At 67.9% G+C, this 15,572-nt stretch carries 16 protein-coding genes; 11 read left to right on the top strand and 5 right to left on the bottom strand.

Features of this window, described 5'->3' with window-relative positions; genetic code table 11:
• The first annotated feature begins 68 nt into the window (after positions 1 to 68).
• Together ACYVAN_RS11120 and ACYVAN_RS11115 are read left to right on the top strand one after the other, a co-directional pair.
• On the top strand, positions 69 to 1,406 hold the full coding sequence (locus ACYVAN_RS11120; protein WP_460958470.1) for a 3-oxoacyl-ACP reductase: 1,338 nt from the start codon (positions 69 to 71) through the stop codon (positions 1,404 to 1,406).
• The gene (locus ACYVAN_RS11115; protein ID WP_460958468.1) at positions 1,406 to 2,248 is read left to right on the top strand and encodes a MaoC family dehydratase; all 843 of its coding nucleotides are present in this window, start codon (positions 1,406 to 1,408) and stop codon (positions 2,246 to 2,248) included. Before ACYVAN_RS11120 ends, ACYVAN_RS11115 begins: the two co-directional genes overlap by 1 nt.
• A gap of 214 nt (positions 2,249 to 2,462) precedes the next feature.
• Here ACYVAN_RS11115 and ACYVAN_RS11110 read toward each other — a convergent pair whose 3' ends face one another.
• Positions 2,463 to 3,128, bottom strand: a complete 666-nt coding sequence (locus ACYVAN_RS11110; protein ID WP_460958466.1) for a TetR/AcrR family transcriptional regulator — start codon at positions 3,126 to 3,128, stop codon at positions 2,463 to 2,465.
• Positions 3,129 to 3,319: 191 nt separating this feature from the next.
• On the opposite strand from ACYVAN_RS11110, the gene ACYVAN_RS11105 reads away from it, so the two are divergent.
• The 4 genes from ACYVAN_RS11105 to ACYVAN_RS11090 all read left to right on the top strand — a co-directional run bounded on the left by ACYVAN_RS11105 (position 3,320) and on the right by ACYVAN_RS11090 (position 6,342).
• Positions 3,320 to 3,856 (top strand): SCP2 sterol-binding domain-containing protein, encoded by a 537-nt coding sequence (locus ACYVAN_RS11105; RefSeq protein ID WP_460958464.1) that lies wholly within the window; start codon positions 3,320 to 3,322, stop codon positions 3,854 to 3,856.
• A gap of 86 nt (positions 3,857 to 3,942) precedes the next feature.
• Positions 3,943 to 5,154 carry an acyl-CoA dehydrogenase family protein gene (locus ACYVAN_RS11100; RefSeq protein ID WP_460958462.1) on the top strand — a complete coding sequence of 404 codons (1,212 nt, stop codon included), beginning with the start codon at positions 3,943 to 3,945 and terminating at the stop codon, positions 5,152 to 5,154.
• Positions 5,155 to 5,562: 408 nt separating this feature from the next.
• Positions 5,563 to 5,832 (top strand): hypothetical protein, encoded by a 270-nt coding sequence (locus ACYVAN_RS11095; RefSeq protein WP_460958460.1) that lies wholly within the window; start codon positions 5,563 to 5,565, stop codon positions 5,830 to 5,832.
• Positions 5,833 to 5,868: 36 nt separating this feature from the next.
• Entirely contained in the window at positions 5,869 to 6,342 is a 474-nt protein-coding gene (locus ACYVAN_RS11090; RefSeq protein WP_460958458.1) for a pyridoxamine 5'-phosphate oxidase family protein, read from the top strand.
• Between the two features lie 82 nt (positions 6,343 to 6,424).
• Here ACYVAN_RS11090 and ACYVAN_RS11085 read toward each other — a convergent pair whose 3' ends face one another.
• From ACYVAN_RS11085 to pdhA, 3 genes are read right to left on the bottom strand one after another with little or no spacing between them, the layout of a single operon-like run.
• Positions 6,425 to 7,906 (bottom strand): dihydrolipoamide acetyltransferase family protein, encoded by a 1,482-nt coding sequence (locus tag ACYVAN_RS11085; protein ID WP_460958456.1) that lies wholly within the window; start codon positions 7,904 to 7,906, stop codon positions 6,425 to 6,427.
• 9 nt (positions 7,907 to 7,915) lie between these two features.
• The gene (locus tag ACYVAN_RS11080) at positions 7,916 to 8,938 is read right to left on the bottom strand and encodes an alpha-ketoacid dehydrogenase subunit beta (RefSeq protein ID WP_460958454.1); all 1,023 of its coding nucleotides are present in this window, start codon (positions 8,936 to 8,938) and stop codon (positions 7,916 to 7,918) included.
• A complete protein-coding gene (gene pdhA, locus ACYVAN_RS11075) occupies positions 8,938 to 10,197 on the bottom strand; it encodes a pyruvate dehydrogenase (acetyl-transferring) E1 component subunit alpha (RefSeq protein WP_460958452.1) in 1,260 nt (419 codons plus the stop codon). Before pdhA ends, ACYVAN_RS11080 begins: the two co-directional genes overlap by 1 nt.
• Positions 10,198 to 10,876: 679 nt before the next feature.
• On the opposite strand from pdhA, the gene ACYVAN_RS11070 reads away from it, so the two are divergent.
• The gene (locus tag ACYVAN_RS11070; RefSeq protein ID WP_460958450.1) at positions 10,877 to 12,292 is read left to right on the top strand and encodes a M20/M25/M40 family metallo-hydrolase; all 1,416 of its coding nucleotides are present in this window, start codon (positions 10,877 to 10,879) and stop codon (positions 12,290 to 12,292) included.
• Positions 12,293 to 12,348: 56 nt separating this feature from the next.
• Here the strand turns inward: ACYVAN_RS11070 and ACYVAN_RS11065 are convergent, their stop codons facing one another.
• Positions 12,349 to 12,531, bottom strand: a complete 183-nt coding sequence (locus tag ACYVAN_RS11065; RefSeq protein WP_460958448.1) for a PspC domain-containing protein — start codon at positions 12,529 to 12,531, stop codon at positions 12,349 to 12,351.
• Between the two features lie 17 nt (positions 12,532 to 12,548).
• Here ACYVAN_RS11065 and ACYVAN_RS11060 point away from each other — a divergent pair, with 17 nt between their 5' ends.
• The 4 genes from ACYVAN_RS11060 (at position 12,549) to ACYVAN_RS11045 (ending at position 15,520) form a co-directional block, all read left to right on the top strand.
• Complete coding sequence (locus tag ACYVAN_RS11060) at positions 12,549 to 12,743, top strand: hypothetical protein (RefSeq protein ID WP_460958446.1); 195 nt, start codon at positions 12,549 to 12,551, stop codon at positions 12,741 to 12,743.
• 325 nt (positions 12,744 to 13,068) lie between these two features.
• Positions 13,069 to 13,872, top strand: coding sequence for a basic amino acid ABC transporter substrate-binding protein (locus ACYVAN_RS11055; RefSeq protein WP_460958444.1), 804 nt, complete (start codon positions 13,069 to 13,071; stop codon positions 13,870 to 13,872).
• Positions 13,873 to 13,937: 65 nt separating this feature from the next.
• The gene (locus ACYVAN_RS11050) at positions 13,938 to 14,765 is read left to right on the top strand and encodes an amino acid ABC transporter permease (RefSeq protein WP_460958442.1); all 828 of its coding nucleotides are present in this window, start codon (positions 13,938 to 13,940) and stop codon (positions 14,763 to 14,765) included.
• Positions 14,762 to 15,520, top strand: coding sequence for an amino acid ABC transporter ATP-binding protein (locus tag ACYVAN_RS11045; RefSeq protein ID WP_460958441.1), 759 nt, complete (start codon positions 14,762 to 14,764; stop codon positions 15,518 to 15,520). The genes ACYVAN_RS11050 and ACYVAN_RS11045 overlap by 4 nt, the downstream gene beginning before the upstream one ends.
• Positions 15,521 to 15,572 lie beyond the last annotated feature (52 nt).

The following is a 15,572-nucleotide window of genomic DNA, read 5'->3' as shown; positions in this document are numbered from 1 at the left end:
CCAGCCACGTCGCGGCGAACGCCGCACCGCACGACGCTCGCCGAACATCCGCCACCGCAGGAGTGTCCATGCCCGACCAGTACCAGAAGTTCACGTCTTCCGCGCTGGGGCGGCCACTCGCCAAGCGCCTTGGCCTGCCCACCCCGACACCGCTGCGCCGCCACCGCCCGGGTGACCCCATCGTCGACGGCCCCGTGCTCGTCGGTTCCGCGACCGGCTCGCGACTCGACAAAGCCATCTCCGCGACGCTCTCCGGAGTGGAGGCCGAGGTGCACGAATCGCACACCGAAGACGCCCGTTACTCGGCGCTGGTCTTCGACGCGACCGGCATCACCGCCAGCGAGCAGCTGCGGCAGCTGCACGCCTTCATCGGTCCGGCCCTGCGCCAGGTCGGCACCTGCGGTCGGGTGATCGTCCTGGGCACTCCGCCCGAGGAGGCGGCCACTACCGGCGAGCGGGTGGCGCAGCGCGCGCTGGAAGGCTTCGTGCGGACCGTCGGCAAGGAGCTCAAGCGCGGCGCCACCGCCGAACTCGTCTACGTGTCCGAAGGCGGCGAGGACGCCCTCGACTCGACGTTGTCCTTCCTGCTGTCGGCGAAGTCCGCTTTCGTCTCCGGCCAGGTGATCCGGGTCGGCGCCGCCCAAGCACCCGCGGTCGACCGCGACAAGCCGCTGCGCGACAAAGTAGCGCTGGTCACGGGCGCCTCCCGGGGCATCGGCGAGTCCATCGCCGAAACCCTCGCGCGCGACGGCGCGCACGTGGTGTGCCTCGACGTTCCCGGGCAGAGCGAGGACCTGACGAAGGTCGCGAACCGCATCGGCGGGTCGGCCCTGCAACTGGACATCACGGCCGACGACGCCCCGCAACGCATCATCGAGCACTTCGACGAACGGCACGGCGGCCTGGACATCGTGGTCCACAACGCGGGCATCACGCGGGACAAGACGATCGCCCGGATGACCGAGCAGCAGTGGGACTCGGTGATCTCGGTGAACCTCGCCGCCCAGGAACGCATCAACGATGCGCTGCTGGCCGGGTCGTCCCCGCTGCGCCAGGGCGGCAGGCTGATCGGTGTCGCCTCCATCAGCGGCATCGCGGGCAACGTGGGCCAGGCCAACTACGCGGCCTCCAAGGCCGGGGTGATCGGGCTCGTGCAGGGTCTGGCGCCCGCGGCGGCCGAACGCGGCGCGACGATCAACGCCGTCGCGCCCGGCTTCATCGAGACCAAGATGACCGCGGCGGTTCCGCTGTTCGTGCGGGAGGCGGGCCGTCGGATGAACAGCCTGTCGCAGGGCGGGCTACCGGTCGACGTGGCCGAAACGATCGCCTGGTACGCCAACCCCGCGTCCGCCGGTGTGAACGGCAACGTCGTCCGGGTGTGCGGGCAGAGCCTGCTGGGGGCCTGATGCCGACCGAACTGATCGAAGCGCCGAACCTCTCCGCGCTCTACCTCAAAGCGGCGGCTTCCGGCCCGACGCGCAGCGGCAGCGAGCTGCCGGACACCGAATACGTCCGGTACGGCGTCCCGATCGACCGGAACCACCTCGCCGACTTCAACGAGGTGTGCGGGTTCGGACTGCGGGATGAACTGCCGGTCACGTATCCGCACATGCTCTCGTTCGGGATGTCGGTCCGGTTGATGACCGATCCGGGCTTCCCGTTCGCGCTGGTCGGCCTGGTGCACGTGGCGAACACGATCACCCGGACCCGGCCGCTGCTGGTGACCGACGAACCGGACCTCCGCGTCCGGGTGGAGAACCTGCGTCCGCACCCGAAGGGCAAGCAGTTCGACGTCGTCACCGAGGCCACGGTCGGAGCGGACGAGGTGGTGTGGCGCGAGACCAGCACCTATCTGCGGCGCGGCAAGTCCGACGAGTCGGTCGAACGCGCTCAGACCGCCCCGGAGCTCGAAGCCGGCCACCCCACGGGCGTGTGGCGGGCGCCGGGAGATCTCGGTCGCCGGTACGCGGCGGTATCCGGTGACCGGAACCCGATCCACCTGAACGCGTTGGCGGCGAAGGCCTTCGGCTTTCCGCGGACGATCGCGCACGGCATGTGGTCGAAGGCCCGCTGCCTCGCGGCGTTCGAGGGCCGGATGCCCGGTGCGTGCTCGGTGTCGGTGGACTTCCGCAAGCCGGTGCTGCTGCCGTCCACGGTGGAGTTCACGGAGCGCTCGGGCACGGCGGGAGCGGATTTCGCGCTGCACTCCCGCTCCGGAAAACCCCACCTGTTCGGCACCATTCGCTGAGCGGAGTCGTCGCGGTCGATGATCCGGCGTCGGCCATCCGGCGCCGGAGCATCGACACCGGTCGCTCGACTCACCCGAGGCACGGTACCGGGCCGGGACCGTCCGCGCGGGCGTCCCGACCGGTCCCAGCACCCCGGTCCCAGCACCCCGGTCACAGCATCTCCGGTCACGGCCCCCGGTCACGGCGCCGACGGTCACGGCACCGACGCCGAATTCAGTTGTCGGGGGACCAGGACCGGCCTTCCACCAGATCGCCGAAGCCCATCCAGACCATGTTCATCATGCGCATGGCCAGCCCGTCGGCGGTGTGTTCCGGATGCTCGGTCCACCAGTCGACCAGCGACTCGCCCGCGCCGACCAGGGCGGCCGCGAACGGCTCCATCTGTTCGGGCTCGACCGGCTGCTGGGAGGTGGCCGTCGCCCTGGCGAGCAACTTCGCGATCAGGGTCATCGCCCGTTCGCGCCATTCGACGAATTCCTCGAGGAACGGCTGGCCCTGCGCGTTCGCCTGCCGGTGCAGCACCGTCCAGCTGGGACGGTTGTGTTGCACGTACTCGAAGAACACGCGGAGTCCGCGCCAGAGCTGGTCGTCCGGCTGCAGGTCCTCTTCGACAGCCGCCCCGATGGCTTCGATGAGCCGGGCGGCCTCGCGCTGGATGCAGGCGACGAACAGCTCTTCCTTCGATCCCAGGTAGGCGTAGATCATCGGCTTGGAGATGCCCGCGACGTCGGAGATCTCGTCCATCGAGGCCGAGTGGAAGCCGTGTGCGGCGAAGACCTCCACCGCCGCGTCGAGGATCTGCCGTTCTCGCACCGATCGAGGTAGACGCCGGGTTTTGGGCCGGGCCTGCTCGGTTCGACCGTCCGCTTCCGCCTGCATTTCACCTCTTCCGCGTGGGAGCGCCGACTGTCGGGGTCGCGCTCCGTTTCGGCGAACCGGCGGGTTGCGCCGGTCGCCCGAAGAGCCCGTGGATGTTCGGCATCAGGCTAGAACAATCCGGAATCGGATAGTGCCTTGCCACCGTATTTACTCGAACGTAGTCTTACTCGCGAGTAGATAAGGAGGTCGTCTTGGCCGAATCCGACTCGATCGACGCCCTCGGCGACATCGATCCGAAGAAAATCACCCCCGCCGAGTTCGCCGCGCTGCTGGACGACGCGGCCAACACGCCCGACCTCGGCCTTTACTCGCTCACCCCCGAGCAGTTCTCCCGGCTGATCTCCCGAGCGTCGAGCGAGCAGATCGACAGCGTCATGGCGAGCCCCCGACTCCGCGAGACCATCCTCGACGAGGTGTTCCGGCGCATGGGCGAGCACTACAAGTCGGATCAGGCGCGCAACACCGAAGCGGTCGTACGCTGGCGCATCGGCACCGGCGACGAACACCTCCGCTACGAGTGCGTGCTCTCCGGCGGGACCTGCACGGTCAACAAGGAACCCGAGAACGAACCCCGAGTCACCATCACCCTGGCGCCTGGCGAGTTCCTGAAGCTCGCCTCCGGCAACGCATCGGCCCCAGTACTGTTCATGACCGGAAAGATCAAGGTTGCCGGGGACGTCGGCTTCGCTGCCGGACTCGCCAAGCTGTTCCAGATCCCCAAGGCCTGACAGATCCCCAAGGCCTGACAGATCCCCAAGGCCTGACAGATCCCCAAAGCCTGAGACGGCGCCCGCCACCCATCCCGAAGGACATTATGAGCTTCTCCCTGGAACTGAGCGAGGAACAGCGCGACCTGCGCGACTGGGTGCACGGCTTCGCCGAGAAGACCATCCGGCCCGCGGCCGAGGAATGGGACGAGCGGGAAGAAACCCCTTGGCCGATCATCCAGGAGGCCGCCAAGGTCGGTCTCTACGGATTCGAGAGTCTCGCGACGTTCTGGGCCGACGACACCGGCCTCTCGCTGCCGATCGCCAACGAGGAGCTCTTCTGGGGCGACGGCGGCATCGGCATGGCGATCTTCGGCACCACCCTCGCGGTGGCGGGCATCTTCGCCGCCGGAACCCCCGACCAGCTCGCCGAGTGGGTACCGCAGTGCTACGGCGACGCCGACAACCCCGAGGTCGCGGCGTTCTGCTCGTCGGAACCCGAGGCGGGCTCCGACGTCTCCTCGATGCGCACCCGTGCCGTTTACGACGAAGCCACCGACGAGTGGGTCCTCAACGGCCAGAAGGCCTGGGCCACCAACGGCGGAATCGCCAACATCCACGTCGTGCAGGCGGTGGTCGACCCCGAGCTCGGCTCGCGCGGCCAGGCCGCGTTCGTCATCCCGCCGGGCACCAAGGGGCTCTCCGCACCCGGCAAACTGCGCAAGCACGGATTGCGCGCCTCGCACACCGCCGACGTCTTCCTCGACGACGTGCGCATCCCGGGCCGCTGCCTGCTCGGCGACAAGGAGAAGCTCGACGAGCGGCTCGCCCGCGCGCGGGAAGGCGGCAAGGCCAGCGGCCAGGCCGCCATGAAGACCTTCGAATTGTCCCGTCCCACCGTGGGCGCCCAGGCCGTCGGCATCGCCCGTGCGGCGTACGAGCACGCGCTGGAATACGCGAAGGTACGGAAGACCTTCGGACGGCCGATCATCGAGAACCAGTCGATCGCCTTCACCCTCGCCGACATGCGCACGGAGATCGACGCCGCGCGGATGCTGGTGTGGCGAGCGGCGTGGATGGGGCGCAACGACGTTCCCTTCACCGCGGGCGAGGGCTCGATGTCCAAGCTCAAGGCGGGGCGCGTGGCGACCTGGGCCTCCGAGCGTGCCATCCAGATCTTCGGCGGCAACGGCTACACCCGGGAGTACCCGGTCGAGCGGATCCACCGGGACTCCAAGATCTACGACATCTTCGAGGGCACCGAGCAGATCCAGCAGCTGGTGGTGGCCAGGAGTATCTCCGGCATGCACATCGCCTGATCGAACCCGGGGCTCCGGCACTCGTCCCACGGAGCGCCCGAACGGACCTCACGAGAGCTCGGCACCCCGGTGGCCGGGCTCTCGTCGTGTCCGGCCACCCGAGTGCAGGGGGCTCCCTCCGGTGCTCCGGTGAACCGAAATGTCCGCGTTACACGAAGTGGTACTTGCCACTTCGAGGAATCCTCGAATTCACCTCCGGGTTGCCGCCGTGGAAGCATGACGGGAGTGTCGAAGACAGGAACGACACCCCATCGGCACTACGATGCTGGTCCGAATGGATGAGAATCAGTGGCTGGCACGACATCGGACGGGTCCGTCCGCGTCTCATCGACGCGAAACCACACATGACTACGAGCCGTCCGCGCCAGACGCCCCGACACGGCTTCGAGAGAACGGGAGGGCGAAGTGGTGAACAGGGCCACACCGGATCCGGAGACCCCGATCTTCCGTGAACTGAACAACGAACTCGGCGATCTCCCCGAGATCGACGTGCACGACTTCGACGCGCACGCGTTCGGACTGCTCACGGAAAACCCCGAGAACTCCGACGGCTCCGACAGCTCTGAGAGCGGAAATGCCGACGGAGACGACTCCGAGACGAGCGAAACAGCCGCACAGGACTCCGCTTCGCAACCGACTCGCATCAGCGCAGGCGGCCGCCGCCGCAAGGAAAGCTGACACCCGGCCGTCCGGATTGGGTGGCACTGTTGCCGCATGGCAACGTGGCACCAGTTCAACGAGGACTCACCTGAACTCGCGGCGGCCGCCCGCGCACGTTTCGAAACCGCTCGGCACCACGTGTTGAGCACCGTGCGCCGGGACGGCTCGCCCCGGGTCAGCGGCACCGAGGTCGACTGGCTCGACCAGCATCTCGTCATCGGCTCCATGCCCCGCGCGGTGAAGGCACTGGACCTCCGACGAGACAACAGGTTCGCCCTGCACGCCAATCCGGGCGACGGATCGATGTCCCCACCGGACGTCAAGATCGCCGGTCGGGCGATCGAGGTGCTCGGCGACGAGCAAGCCGACTGGGTGGCCCGCGTGCAGCCGCCCAGCTCCGAATCCCACCTCTTCCGGCTGGACATCACCGAGGTGGTCACCACCCAGCTGGGCGAGGACCAACAGCATCTGCTGATCAAGCTGTGGCGCCCCGATCGCAGCATCGTCGCCTTCAAGCGCTACGACTGAGGCGCCCCCGGCAGGGGGCACGGTTCGCGCGAGACCGCGTCGCGGCCCTGCGCGAACCGTGCACCAACCGGTCGGTGCGGGATCAGAACGTGATGGCCATGCCCGGGTCGGAGAGCAGTTCGCCCACGTCGGCGAGGAACTGCGAACCCTGCTGGCCATCGACCACCCGGTGATCGAAGCTCAACGCGAGCTGGCAGACCTTGCGGGGCACCACCTGACCGTCGACCACCCACGGCATGTCCCGGATGGCACCGAACGCCAGGATCGCCGACTCGCCCGGGTTGAGGATCGGCGTCCCGGTGTCGACGCCGAACACGCCGACGTTCGTGATCGTGATCGTCCCGTTGGTCATGTCGCCGGGTGGCGTCTTGCCGTCCCGCGCGGTGCTGGTCAACGAGTCCAACGCCACCGCCAGTTCCCGCAGCGACATCCCGTCGGCATCCCGGACCTTCGGCACCACCAGGCCACGCGGTGTGGCGGCCGCGATACCGAGGTGGATGTAGTCCTTGTAGACGATCTCGCCGGTCTGCTCGTCCCACGCCGCGTTCACGTCCGGGGTTCGCCGTGCCGCCAGGCACAGCGCCTTCGCGGCGAACGCCAGCGGCGTGACCTTGACGTCCCGGTACTGCGGATGCGACTTCAGCCGCTCCCGCAGTTCCATCATCGGCGTCACGTCCACCGTCAGGAACTCCGTGACATGCGGTGCGGTGAACGCGCTTTCCACCATCGCCTGCGCGGTGGCCTTGCGCACGCCCTTGACCGGAACGCGGTGCTCCCGGCCTGCCACGTCCGTCGCCGAGCCGGGCTCCGGAGCACCCGCGGTCGCCGCTTCCACGTCCTGGCGAGTGATGACACCACCCGAACCCGAGCCGGCCAGACTGCGCAGATCGACGCCGAGATCCTTGGCCAGTTTCCGCACCGGCGGCTTGGCCAGCGGAACCTGTCCGGTCGGCGCCGTCCCGTTGGACCGCTCCGGTGCGGGTGGAGTCGCGAGGGCGGTCGTTCCGGAAGCCGCCTGTCCGGCCGGTCCGGTACCTGCTGGCCCCGTGCTTGCTGGCCCCGTGCTTGCTGGTCCGGTGCCGCCGGTGGCGGCCTGCTGCTTTCGGGGACGGCGCTTGGCGCTGGAGGCACGGGGGCCGTAGCCGACGAGATTCGCCACCTCGCCGCTCTCACCTTCCGCCGAGGGCGACGCCGTGGAGGACGACGCTGCCGCCGAGGGCGCCGCCGGAGCGGACTCCCGTTCTCCGGTCCGGCCGATGCCCGAGGAGCCGGTACCTGCCTCGCCGGGCTGCGAGTCCGAGCCGGGAGCAGCACCTTCCGGGTCGACGTCGATCGAGATGATCGGCGTGCCCACCTCCACGGTCTGTCCCGGTTCGACCAGCAGCTCGACCACCCTGCCCTCGTAAGCGCAGGGCAGTTCCACCGCGGCCTTGGCGGTCTCGATCTCGACGAAGACCTCGTTGAGTCGCACGGTGTCGCCGGGCTGCACCCGCCAGCCGAGAATCTCCGCCTCGGTCAGCCCCTCACCGACATCCGGCAGGGGAAAGTTCTTCAGTTCTGGCACGACGACTCCTCAGAAGCCCAGCGAACGGTCGACGACATCGAGCACCCTGTCGAGGTCCGGAAGGAAATCCCCTTCCAGCTTGCTCGGTGGGTACGGGGCATCGAACCCGGTCGCTCGCAGAACCGGTGCCTCCAACGAGTAGAAGCACTCCTGCTGCACCCGGGTGGCGACCTCCGAGGTGATCGACGATTCGGAGGGGGCCTCGCTGGCCAACACCAGGCGGCCCGTACGGCGGACCGAATCCAGCACCGGCCCCAGGTCGAGCGGCGACAGCGACCGAAGGTCGACGACCTCGATGTCGATGCCGTCCTCCTCGGCAGCCTTGGCCGCTTCCAGGCAGGTGCGCACCATCGGACCGTAAGTCGCCAGCGTCACCGAGGAGCCCGGACGGATGATCCGGGAGGTGAACAGCGGCGGTGGCTCGGCGGTGATGTCCAGTTCGGCCTTGCCCGAGTGGTAGAGCTTCTTCGGTTCGAAGAACAGCACCGGGTCATCGCTCTCGATCGCCTGCTGCATCATCCAGTAGGAGTCGACCGGATTCGAGCAGGACACGACCTTCAGGCCGCCGATGTGGGCGAACAGCGACTCGGGCGATTCGGAGTGGTGCTCGACGGCGCCGATTCCGCCACCGAACGGAACCCGGATCACTACCGGCATCGGCAGTTTGCCCTGGCTGCGGAATCGCAACTTGGACAGCTGGGAGACGATCTGGTCGAAACCGGGGAAGATGAAGCCGTCGAACTGGATCTCGCACACCGGCCGATAGCCGCGAATGGCCAAGCCGACGGCCGCGCCGATGATCCCCGACTCGGCGAGCGGGGTGTCGAGCACCCGGTGCTCACCGAAGTCCTTCTGCAACCCGTCGGTGATCCGGAAGACACCACCGAGTTTGCCGACGTCCTCACCCATGACCAGGACCTTCGGGTCGCGCTCCATCGATGCCCGCAGACCCATGTTCAGGCCCTTGGCGATGGTCACGGTCTGAGCCGCGGCCGCGGTGGTGGTCGGGCGTTCCATAGCCGGAGCGGCCATCAGCGAACACCTCCAGTCAGCGACTCCTCGGCGAATCCCTCGAGGTAACGCAGGTATTCCTCGCGCTGGGCGCTCAGCGCGGGGCTCTCTTCGGCGTAGACCTCGGAGAAGATCCGCTCCGGCGGTGGGTCGGGCATGTTGAAGCAGAAGTCGCGGAAGCGGGCTGCCAACTGGTCGGCCTCCGCGTCCACTGAGTCGAAGAACTCCTGGTCACCGACCTGTTCGCGGATCAGGTGCACGCGCAGGCGTTCGATCGGGTCCTTGAGCTTCCAGGTCTCCAGGTCGTCGGCGAGCCGGTAGCGGGTGGGATCATCGGTGGTGGTGTGCGCGTCCATCCGGTAGGTGAACGCCTCGATCAGCACCGGTCCGCTGCCATTGCGGCATTCGTCGAGCGCCCACTTGGAGACCGCCAGGCTGGCCAGCACGTCGTTTCCGTCGACGCGGATACCGGGGAAGCCGTAGCCGCTCGCGCGCTGGTACAGCGGGACCCGGGTCTGGCGTTCGAGCGGTTCGGAAATCGCCCACTGGTTGTTCTGGCAGAAGAACACCACCGGTGAGTCGTACACCGCCGACCACGCCATCGCCTCGTGCACGTCACCTTGGCTGGTGGCGCCGTCGCCGAAGAAGCACATGGTGGCCTCGTTCAACGCGGCTTGCGCACCGTCCTCGCGGTTGCCGACCCGCCCGTCGAACCGCTGCCCCATCGCATATCCGGTGGCGTTCAGGCACTGGTTACCGATGACGATCGTGTACAGGTGAAACCCGGTCGAACGGGGGTCCCAGGAGCCGTGGTCGGTGCCCCGGAAGATCCCGAGGAGGTCGGTCGGGTCGACTCCGCGGCACCAGGCGACGCCGTGCTCGCGGTAGCTCGGAAAGGCCATGTCCTGCGGCTGCATGGCGCGTCCGGCACCGATCTGGGCCGCTTCCTGCCCGAGCAGCGGCACCCAGATGCCGAGCTGTCCCTGGCGCTGCAGGGCGTTGCCTTCGCGGTCCGCTCGGCGGACCAGCACCATGTCGCGATAAAGATCGCGCAGCTGCTCGTCGGAAATATCGATGTCGAAGTCGGGGTGCGACACCCGCTGACCTTCCGGAGTGAGGAGCTGCACCAGGTCAGCTCCGCCTTCACTCGTCGCCCGCAAACCGGCGATCACCTGCTCCCGTGTGGGTTTCGCTGCAGTAGCGGCAGGGGAACTCGAGCCGGTAACGCGTTCTTGGTGCTCTCCGGGTTGGTCGGGTGGCGTCCAGTGTTCCGTAGACATGCTGGGTCTCCTCTTGTCACGCCGGCCGGCCGCTTGTGGCGGCTTGCCCGGCCTCCCCAGCCTCGATGCCACACGACCGGTGGGTCGACGGCGCCGAAGCCGGGAACGGTTGGATCGCTCCCCGCCATCCTGGCACGAAATTCGCCTCATCAGTGAGTCCTGCCACAGGGTCGGTTCGGTACCGAAATACCCTCCGCCCGACCCCGCGAACACGGTAGCCACGCGGCAACGAGCTTGAAATCGCAGGTCATCAAAGCAATGGAGGTCCGACTGATGTTCTTGTGAAGGTCGACAACCCGACTGGCCGCCCACCGCACCAACACGTGCCGACTCACCTGCGACTGCCCGACCCGCGCCCGGATGCGTGCTCCGCAGCACCAGCGGGAAGCACTCCCACCCCGAAAGATCTCGATGCTCCGGAAGGACGGGTGACTGTCCGGAACAGCACCGGCCCAACCCCTCGCGTGGCGAGAATGGCGCGATGCCGGACGCGCACGAGGACAGGCTGGGGCTGCCCGCCGAACTCACCTGCCGGCGCACGACGAGTTCGGGATGCCCTGACCGACCCCGCGGCGCGCCGAGAGAGCGATGGAGGCGGCGATTGATTCGCGCCGATCACCGCTGACCATTTCCGGTCGCCCCCGAGCTACTCGCGGATCACGCGCCTAGGATCGGACGCGTGGATCGTGAAGCCGTGAACAAGACCATTGAGCAGGAGTGGAACACCTCCGTCCTGCCCAGCCTCAGCTCGCTGGTCGAGATCCCAGCGATGTCCCCCGCGTTCGACCCCGAGTGGGCCGAGAGCGGTCACCTCGACGCCGCCGTCGCGCACGTGCACGACTGGATCGCCGCGCGGGAGATCCCCGGTGCGCACGTCGAAGTCGTCCGCCTGCCCGGCCGCACCCCGTTGCTGCTGATCGACGTTCCCGCCACCGAGGGCGCCGCCGACGGAACCGCGCTGCTCTACGGGCACCTGGACAAGCAGCCACCGGTCGGTGGTTGGTCCGAAGGGCTCGGCCCGTGGACCCCCGTGGTGCGCGACGGGCGACTGTACGGCCGCGGCTCGGCCGACGACGGCTACGCGGGCTACGCCGCCATCACCGCCATCGAGGCGGCCCGCGCGCACGGTGGTGCACACGCGCGCTGCGTCGTGCTGCTGGAAACCGGCGAGGAATCCGGCAGCCCAGATCTGCCCGCCTACCTCGAGCACCTCGCCGACCGGCTGGGCCGGGTGTCCCTCATCGTCTGCCTCGACTCGGGGGCGGCCGACTACGAGCGGATCTGGTTGACCACCTCGCTGCGGGGACTGGTCCGGCTCGACGTCACCGTGCGGGTCCTCGACGGCGGTCTGCACTCGGGCATGGCCAGCGGTCTCGTACCCGGTTCGATGCGGGTCATGCGGCAACTTCTCGACCGCCTCGAGGACCCCGAGACCGGGGACGTGCTGGTGCCCGAGTTGAACGTGGGAATCCCCGCGAACCGGCTGGCCGAAGTTCGCGCGACGGTCGAATCCACGCCAGGGCTCATCCGCGATTCGGTGTCGGTTCCGGAGGGCGTGCAGCTGCTCGACGACGACGAGGTCGAGCTGACCCTGAACAACACGTGGCGACCGACCATGGCCGTGATCGGTGCCGACGGCCTGCCGTTGCCCGCCGATGCGGGCAACGTGCTGCGGCCGTTCACGACGTTCTCGCTGAGCTTTCGACTGCCGCCGACGGCGGACCCCGAACGAGCACTGCGCGGGATCAAGGACGTGCTCAGCGAGAACATCCCGTTCGGCGCCCAGGTGACCTTCGGCAAGGAAGAATGCGGGCCGGGGTGGAACGCGCCGGAAACCGCTCCGTGGCTGGAAGCCGCGCTGAACGAGGTGAGCACCGAGGTGTTCGGCGCCGAGTGGCGCACGATGGGTCTGGGCGGGTCGATCCCGTTCATGGGGCTGTTGCAGGAGGCCTACCCGGACGCGCAGTTCGCGGTCACGGGAGCCCTGGGCCCGGACAGCAACGCGCACGTTCCGGACGAGTCGCTGCACCTGTCGTTCGCGGCGAAGATCACCTCGGCGATCGCCTACGTCCTGGACGCCCACGCGCGGCGCTGAGCGCGGACGGGGGTGTCGACACCGCGCGGTGTCGACACCCCCGTGTCCGGACCGGGTCAGACGCTCTTCGGCATGATGATCCACAACGCGATGTAGATCACGAACTGCGGGCCGGGAAGCACGCACGACAGCACGAACAGCAGTCGCACGGTCCCCGCTCCCATGCCGAAACGCTCGGCGAGACCGGCGCACACGCCGGCGATCCACTTGTTGTCCTGGCGGCGAACGAGCTGCGCCATCCGGCACCTCCACATCGATGTTCGATCTTCCACCCCCATTGTCCGCGCCGGGGATCGACTTCGCCGCCGGGATGATCAACATGTGGGTGCGGCCCGGCCACTTCCGCACCGTCGGGATCACCGGCGTCGGGACCCTCCGTGACGAGCGACTGGTCCGAACGCGGCGAGCATCAGCGGCGAAGATCGTCACGGTCGGTCATGCCTGCGGGTAGGAGCAGGGCACGAACCCAATGAGATCCACCACTCGACATCGGGTGAAATTCGCCGGGTCGCTGCGGTTGACCGGTGATCCGGCCCACAACAGACTGGGTGCGTTCCAACTGACAGGAACAACGAATACAACCAACTGGAGGCCTCAGCGAAAGATATTTCGCGTCTCGCCCGCCGGGCGTGAGATCTGCCCGAGCCACCGGTGAAGCAATGGGCAGCCCGTCACCGAGAAACTTGATGGCTTCGCAACCCGCCTACGACTGGGATTACGCCCATCCGAGTGGCACTATTCCAGGATTCGCGTTCTCACCTACTAGGAGTGACACCGTGGCTCGTCGGACAAAGACCCGAGCGCTCAGTCTTCTGCCCGCTTCCGCTCTGATCGCCGTACTCGCGGGGTGCGGTGCGGGCGGCGGCGAGGCCAACGGGGTACCCGTCGTCAACGAGGGACAACTGACGACGTGCACTCACCTGCCGTACGCACCGTTCCAGTTCAAGCAGGGCGACGAGATCGTCGGCTTCGACGTCGACCTCATGGACCTCGTGGCCAAGGACCTCGGCGTGCAGCAGGAGATCATCGACACGCCCTTCGAGACGATCCAGTCGGGGCAGGACCTGTCCACCGGCAAGTGCGACGTCGCGGCCGCCGGGATGACCATCAACGAGGTGCGGGAGCAGAACTTCGACTTCTCCGACCCGTACTTCGAGGCCACCCAGGCGCTGCTGACCAAGAAGGGCTCCGGCATCACCGGTTTCGAGCAGCTGCGCGGCAAGACGCTCGGGGTCCAGACCGGTACGACCGGCTTGGAGTACGCCGAGAAGGAGGCCAAGCCGCTCGGGGTGAAACTTCGGCGTTTCGAGGATCTGGGCCTGCTGCTTGAGTACGTGAAGCTCGGCAAGGTCGACGCGGGCATCAACGACAACGGTGTGCTGCTCGACTACGTCAAGCAGAACCCGGATCTGGCAGTGCCGACCGAGTTCGACACCGGCGAGCAGTACGGCATCGGCGTGCGCACCGGCAACGACCAGATGCGCGAGAAGGTCAACGAGGTGCTCGCCAAGGCCAAGCAGAACGGCGAGTACGACCGGATCTACGAGAAGTGGTTCGGCAAGACGCCGGACCAGAACTGAGGACGGAAACGGTCAGGGGCCGGTGCGGACAGCGCCGGCCCCGACAACTGCCCGGGGAGTAATTGATGGCAGTGGATGCCAAGCCCGCCAAGAGCGGGATGAGCAAGCGGCAGCGGGCCCGCGCGATCCGCGGCGCCCAGTACGCGCTGCTCCTGGTGATCGTCGTGGTCGCCGCAGTGTTCGCGAACTGGGGCGAGATCGCCTCATCCTTCTTCGACCTGGAAGTAGCCGGTCAGCTCTTCCCCGACGTGCTCACGGTGGCGCTGGCCAACACCGCGCTCTACACCGCGCTGGGCTTCGCGCTGGGACTCGGGCTGGCATTGGTGCTGGCGCTGATGCGGCTGTCCTCCGTGGGCCCGTACCGGTGGGTCGCCGGCGCCTACATCGAGTTCTTCCGCGGCCTGCCCGCGCTGCTGGTGTTCCTGGCGATCGGCATCGGCATCCCGACCGCGTTCGGGCTCTTCCTCGACCGCAACATCTCGATCATGGTCGCGTTGGGCCTGGTCGGCTCCGCCTACATGGCCGAGACGATCCGCGCGGGCATCAAGGCGGTCCCGCGCGGCCAGGTCGAGGCGGCCCGCTCGCTGGGGATGTCGCCGACCCGAACCATGATCACGGTCGTGATCCCGCAGGCGTTCCGGATCATCCTGCCGCCGCTGACCAACGAGCTGATCCTGCTGACCAAGGACTCCTCGCTGGCCTTCCTGCTGGGCAGCACGCTCGACGAGCAGGAACTCGCCCAGTTCGGCAGGCAGGCGCTGACCGACCACCGGAGCATGACCCCGATTCTGGTGGTGGGTCTGGCGTACTTGATCATCACGATCCCGCTCTCGTTCCTCCAGCAACGCCTGGAGCGCAGGTTCGGAGGACAGGGCCAAGGAGGCGGAGCATGAGCGACACCATCATCGAGATTTCCGGACTGGGCAAGTCGTTCGGTTCGCTGGAGGTGCTGCGCGACATCGACCTGCAGGTCGAGCGCGGCGAAGTGGTATGCGTCATCGGCCCGTCGGGTTCGGGCAAGTCCACCCTGCTGCGCTGCGTCAACCTGCTGGAGGACCCGACAGCGGGTCAGGTGGTGGTCGAGGGCGTCGATCTGACCGACCCGGACTCCGACATCGATGCCGCCCGCAGGCACATCGGCATGGTCTTTCAGCAGTTCAACCTGTTCACCCACCTGCGGGTGCTGGACAACCTCACCATCGCCCAGCGCAAGGTGCTGGGACGCGGCAAGGACGAGGCCGAGAAGGTGGCGCTGCAGAACCTCGAGCGGGTGGGGCTGGCCGACAAGGCCCAGGCCATGCCCGCCCAGCTCTCCGGCGGGCAGCAGCAGCGGATCGCGATCGCGCGGGCGCTGTCGATGAATCCGAACGCGATGCTGTTCGACGAGCCGACCTCGGCGCTGGACCCCGAACTCGTGGGCGATGTGCTCGCCGTGATGCGGCAGCTCGCCGAGGAGGGGATGACGATGCTCGTGGTCACCCACGAGATGCAGTTCGCCCGCGAGGTGGCCGACCGGGTGCTGTTCATGGACGGTGGCGGCATCGTCGAACAGGGCCCGCCCGCCGAGGTAATCGGAGCGCCCAAGGAGGAACGCACCCGCGGCTTCCTCGCTCGCGTGCTCAACCCGACCCACTCCGCCGAGGAGTAGGCGGCCGCTCGATCCGACGCGTCCCACCGCCACCGTTCCGCGGACTCCGGAG

Source organism: Parasphingorhabdus pacifica, assembly GCF_054779195.1.
Note: the sequence above shows the minus strand (reverse complement) of the source record. Positions and strands in the feature narration are given on the sequence as shown.

Excerpts from the sequence above, each read along its gene's own strand:
- ACYVAN_RS11045 (WP_460958441.1), top strand. The coding sequence starts at position 14,762 with ATGAGCGACACCATCATCGAGATTTCCGGACTGGGCAAGTCGTTCGGT.
- ACYVAN_RS11100 (WP_460958462.1), top strand. The coding sequence starts at position 3,943 with ATGAGCTTCTCCCTGGAACTGAGCGAGGAACAGCGCGACCTGCGCGAC.
- ACYVAN_RS11115 (WP_460958468.1), top strand. The coding sequence starts at position 1,406 with ATGCCGACCGAACTGATCGAAGCGCCGAACCTCTCCGCGCTCTACCTC.
- pdhA (WP_460958452.1), bottom strand. The coding sequence starts at position 10,197 with ATGTCTACGGAACACTGGACGCCACCCGACCAACCCGGAGAGCACCAA.
- ACYVAN_RS11090 (WP_460958458.1), top strand. The coding sequence starts at position 5,869 with ATGGCAACGTGGCACCAGTTCAACGAGGACTCACCTGAACTCGCGGCG.
- ACYVAN_RS11080 (WP_460958454.1), bottom strand. The coding sequence starts at position 8,938 with ATGGCCGCTCCGGCTATGGAACGCCCGACCACCACCGCGGCCGCGGCT.
- ACYVAN_RS11050 (WP_460958442.1), top strand. The coding sequence starts at position 13,938 with ATGGCAGTGGATGCCAAGCCCGCCAAGAGCGGGATGAGCAAGCGGCAG.
- ACYVAN_RS11065 (WP_460958448.1), bottom strand. The coding sequence starts at position 12,531 with ATGGCGCAGCTCGTTCGCCGCCAGGACAACAAGTGGATCGCCGGCGTG.
- ACYVAN_RS11120 (WP_460958470.1), top strand. The coding sequence starts at position 69 with ATGCCCGACCAGTACCAGAAGTTCACGTCTTCCGCGCTGGGGCGGCCA.
- ACYVAN_RS11060 (WP_460958446.1), top strand. The coding sequence starts at position 12,549 with ATGTTCGATCTTCCACCCCCATTGTCCGCGCCGGGGATCGACTTCGCC.
- ACYVAN_RS11110 (WP_460958466.1), bottom strand. The coding sequence starts at position 3,128 with ATGCAGGCGGAAGCGGACGGTCGAACCGAGCAGGCCCGGCCCAAAACC.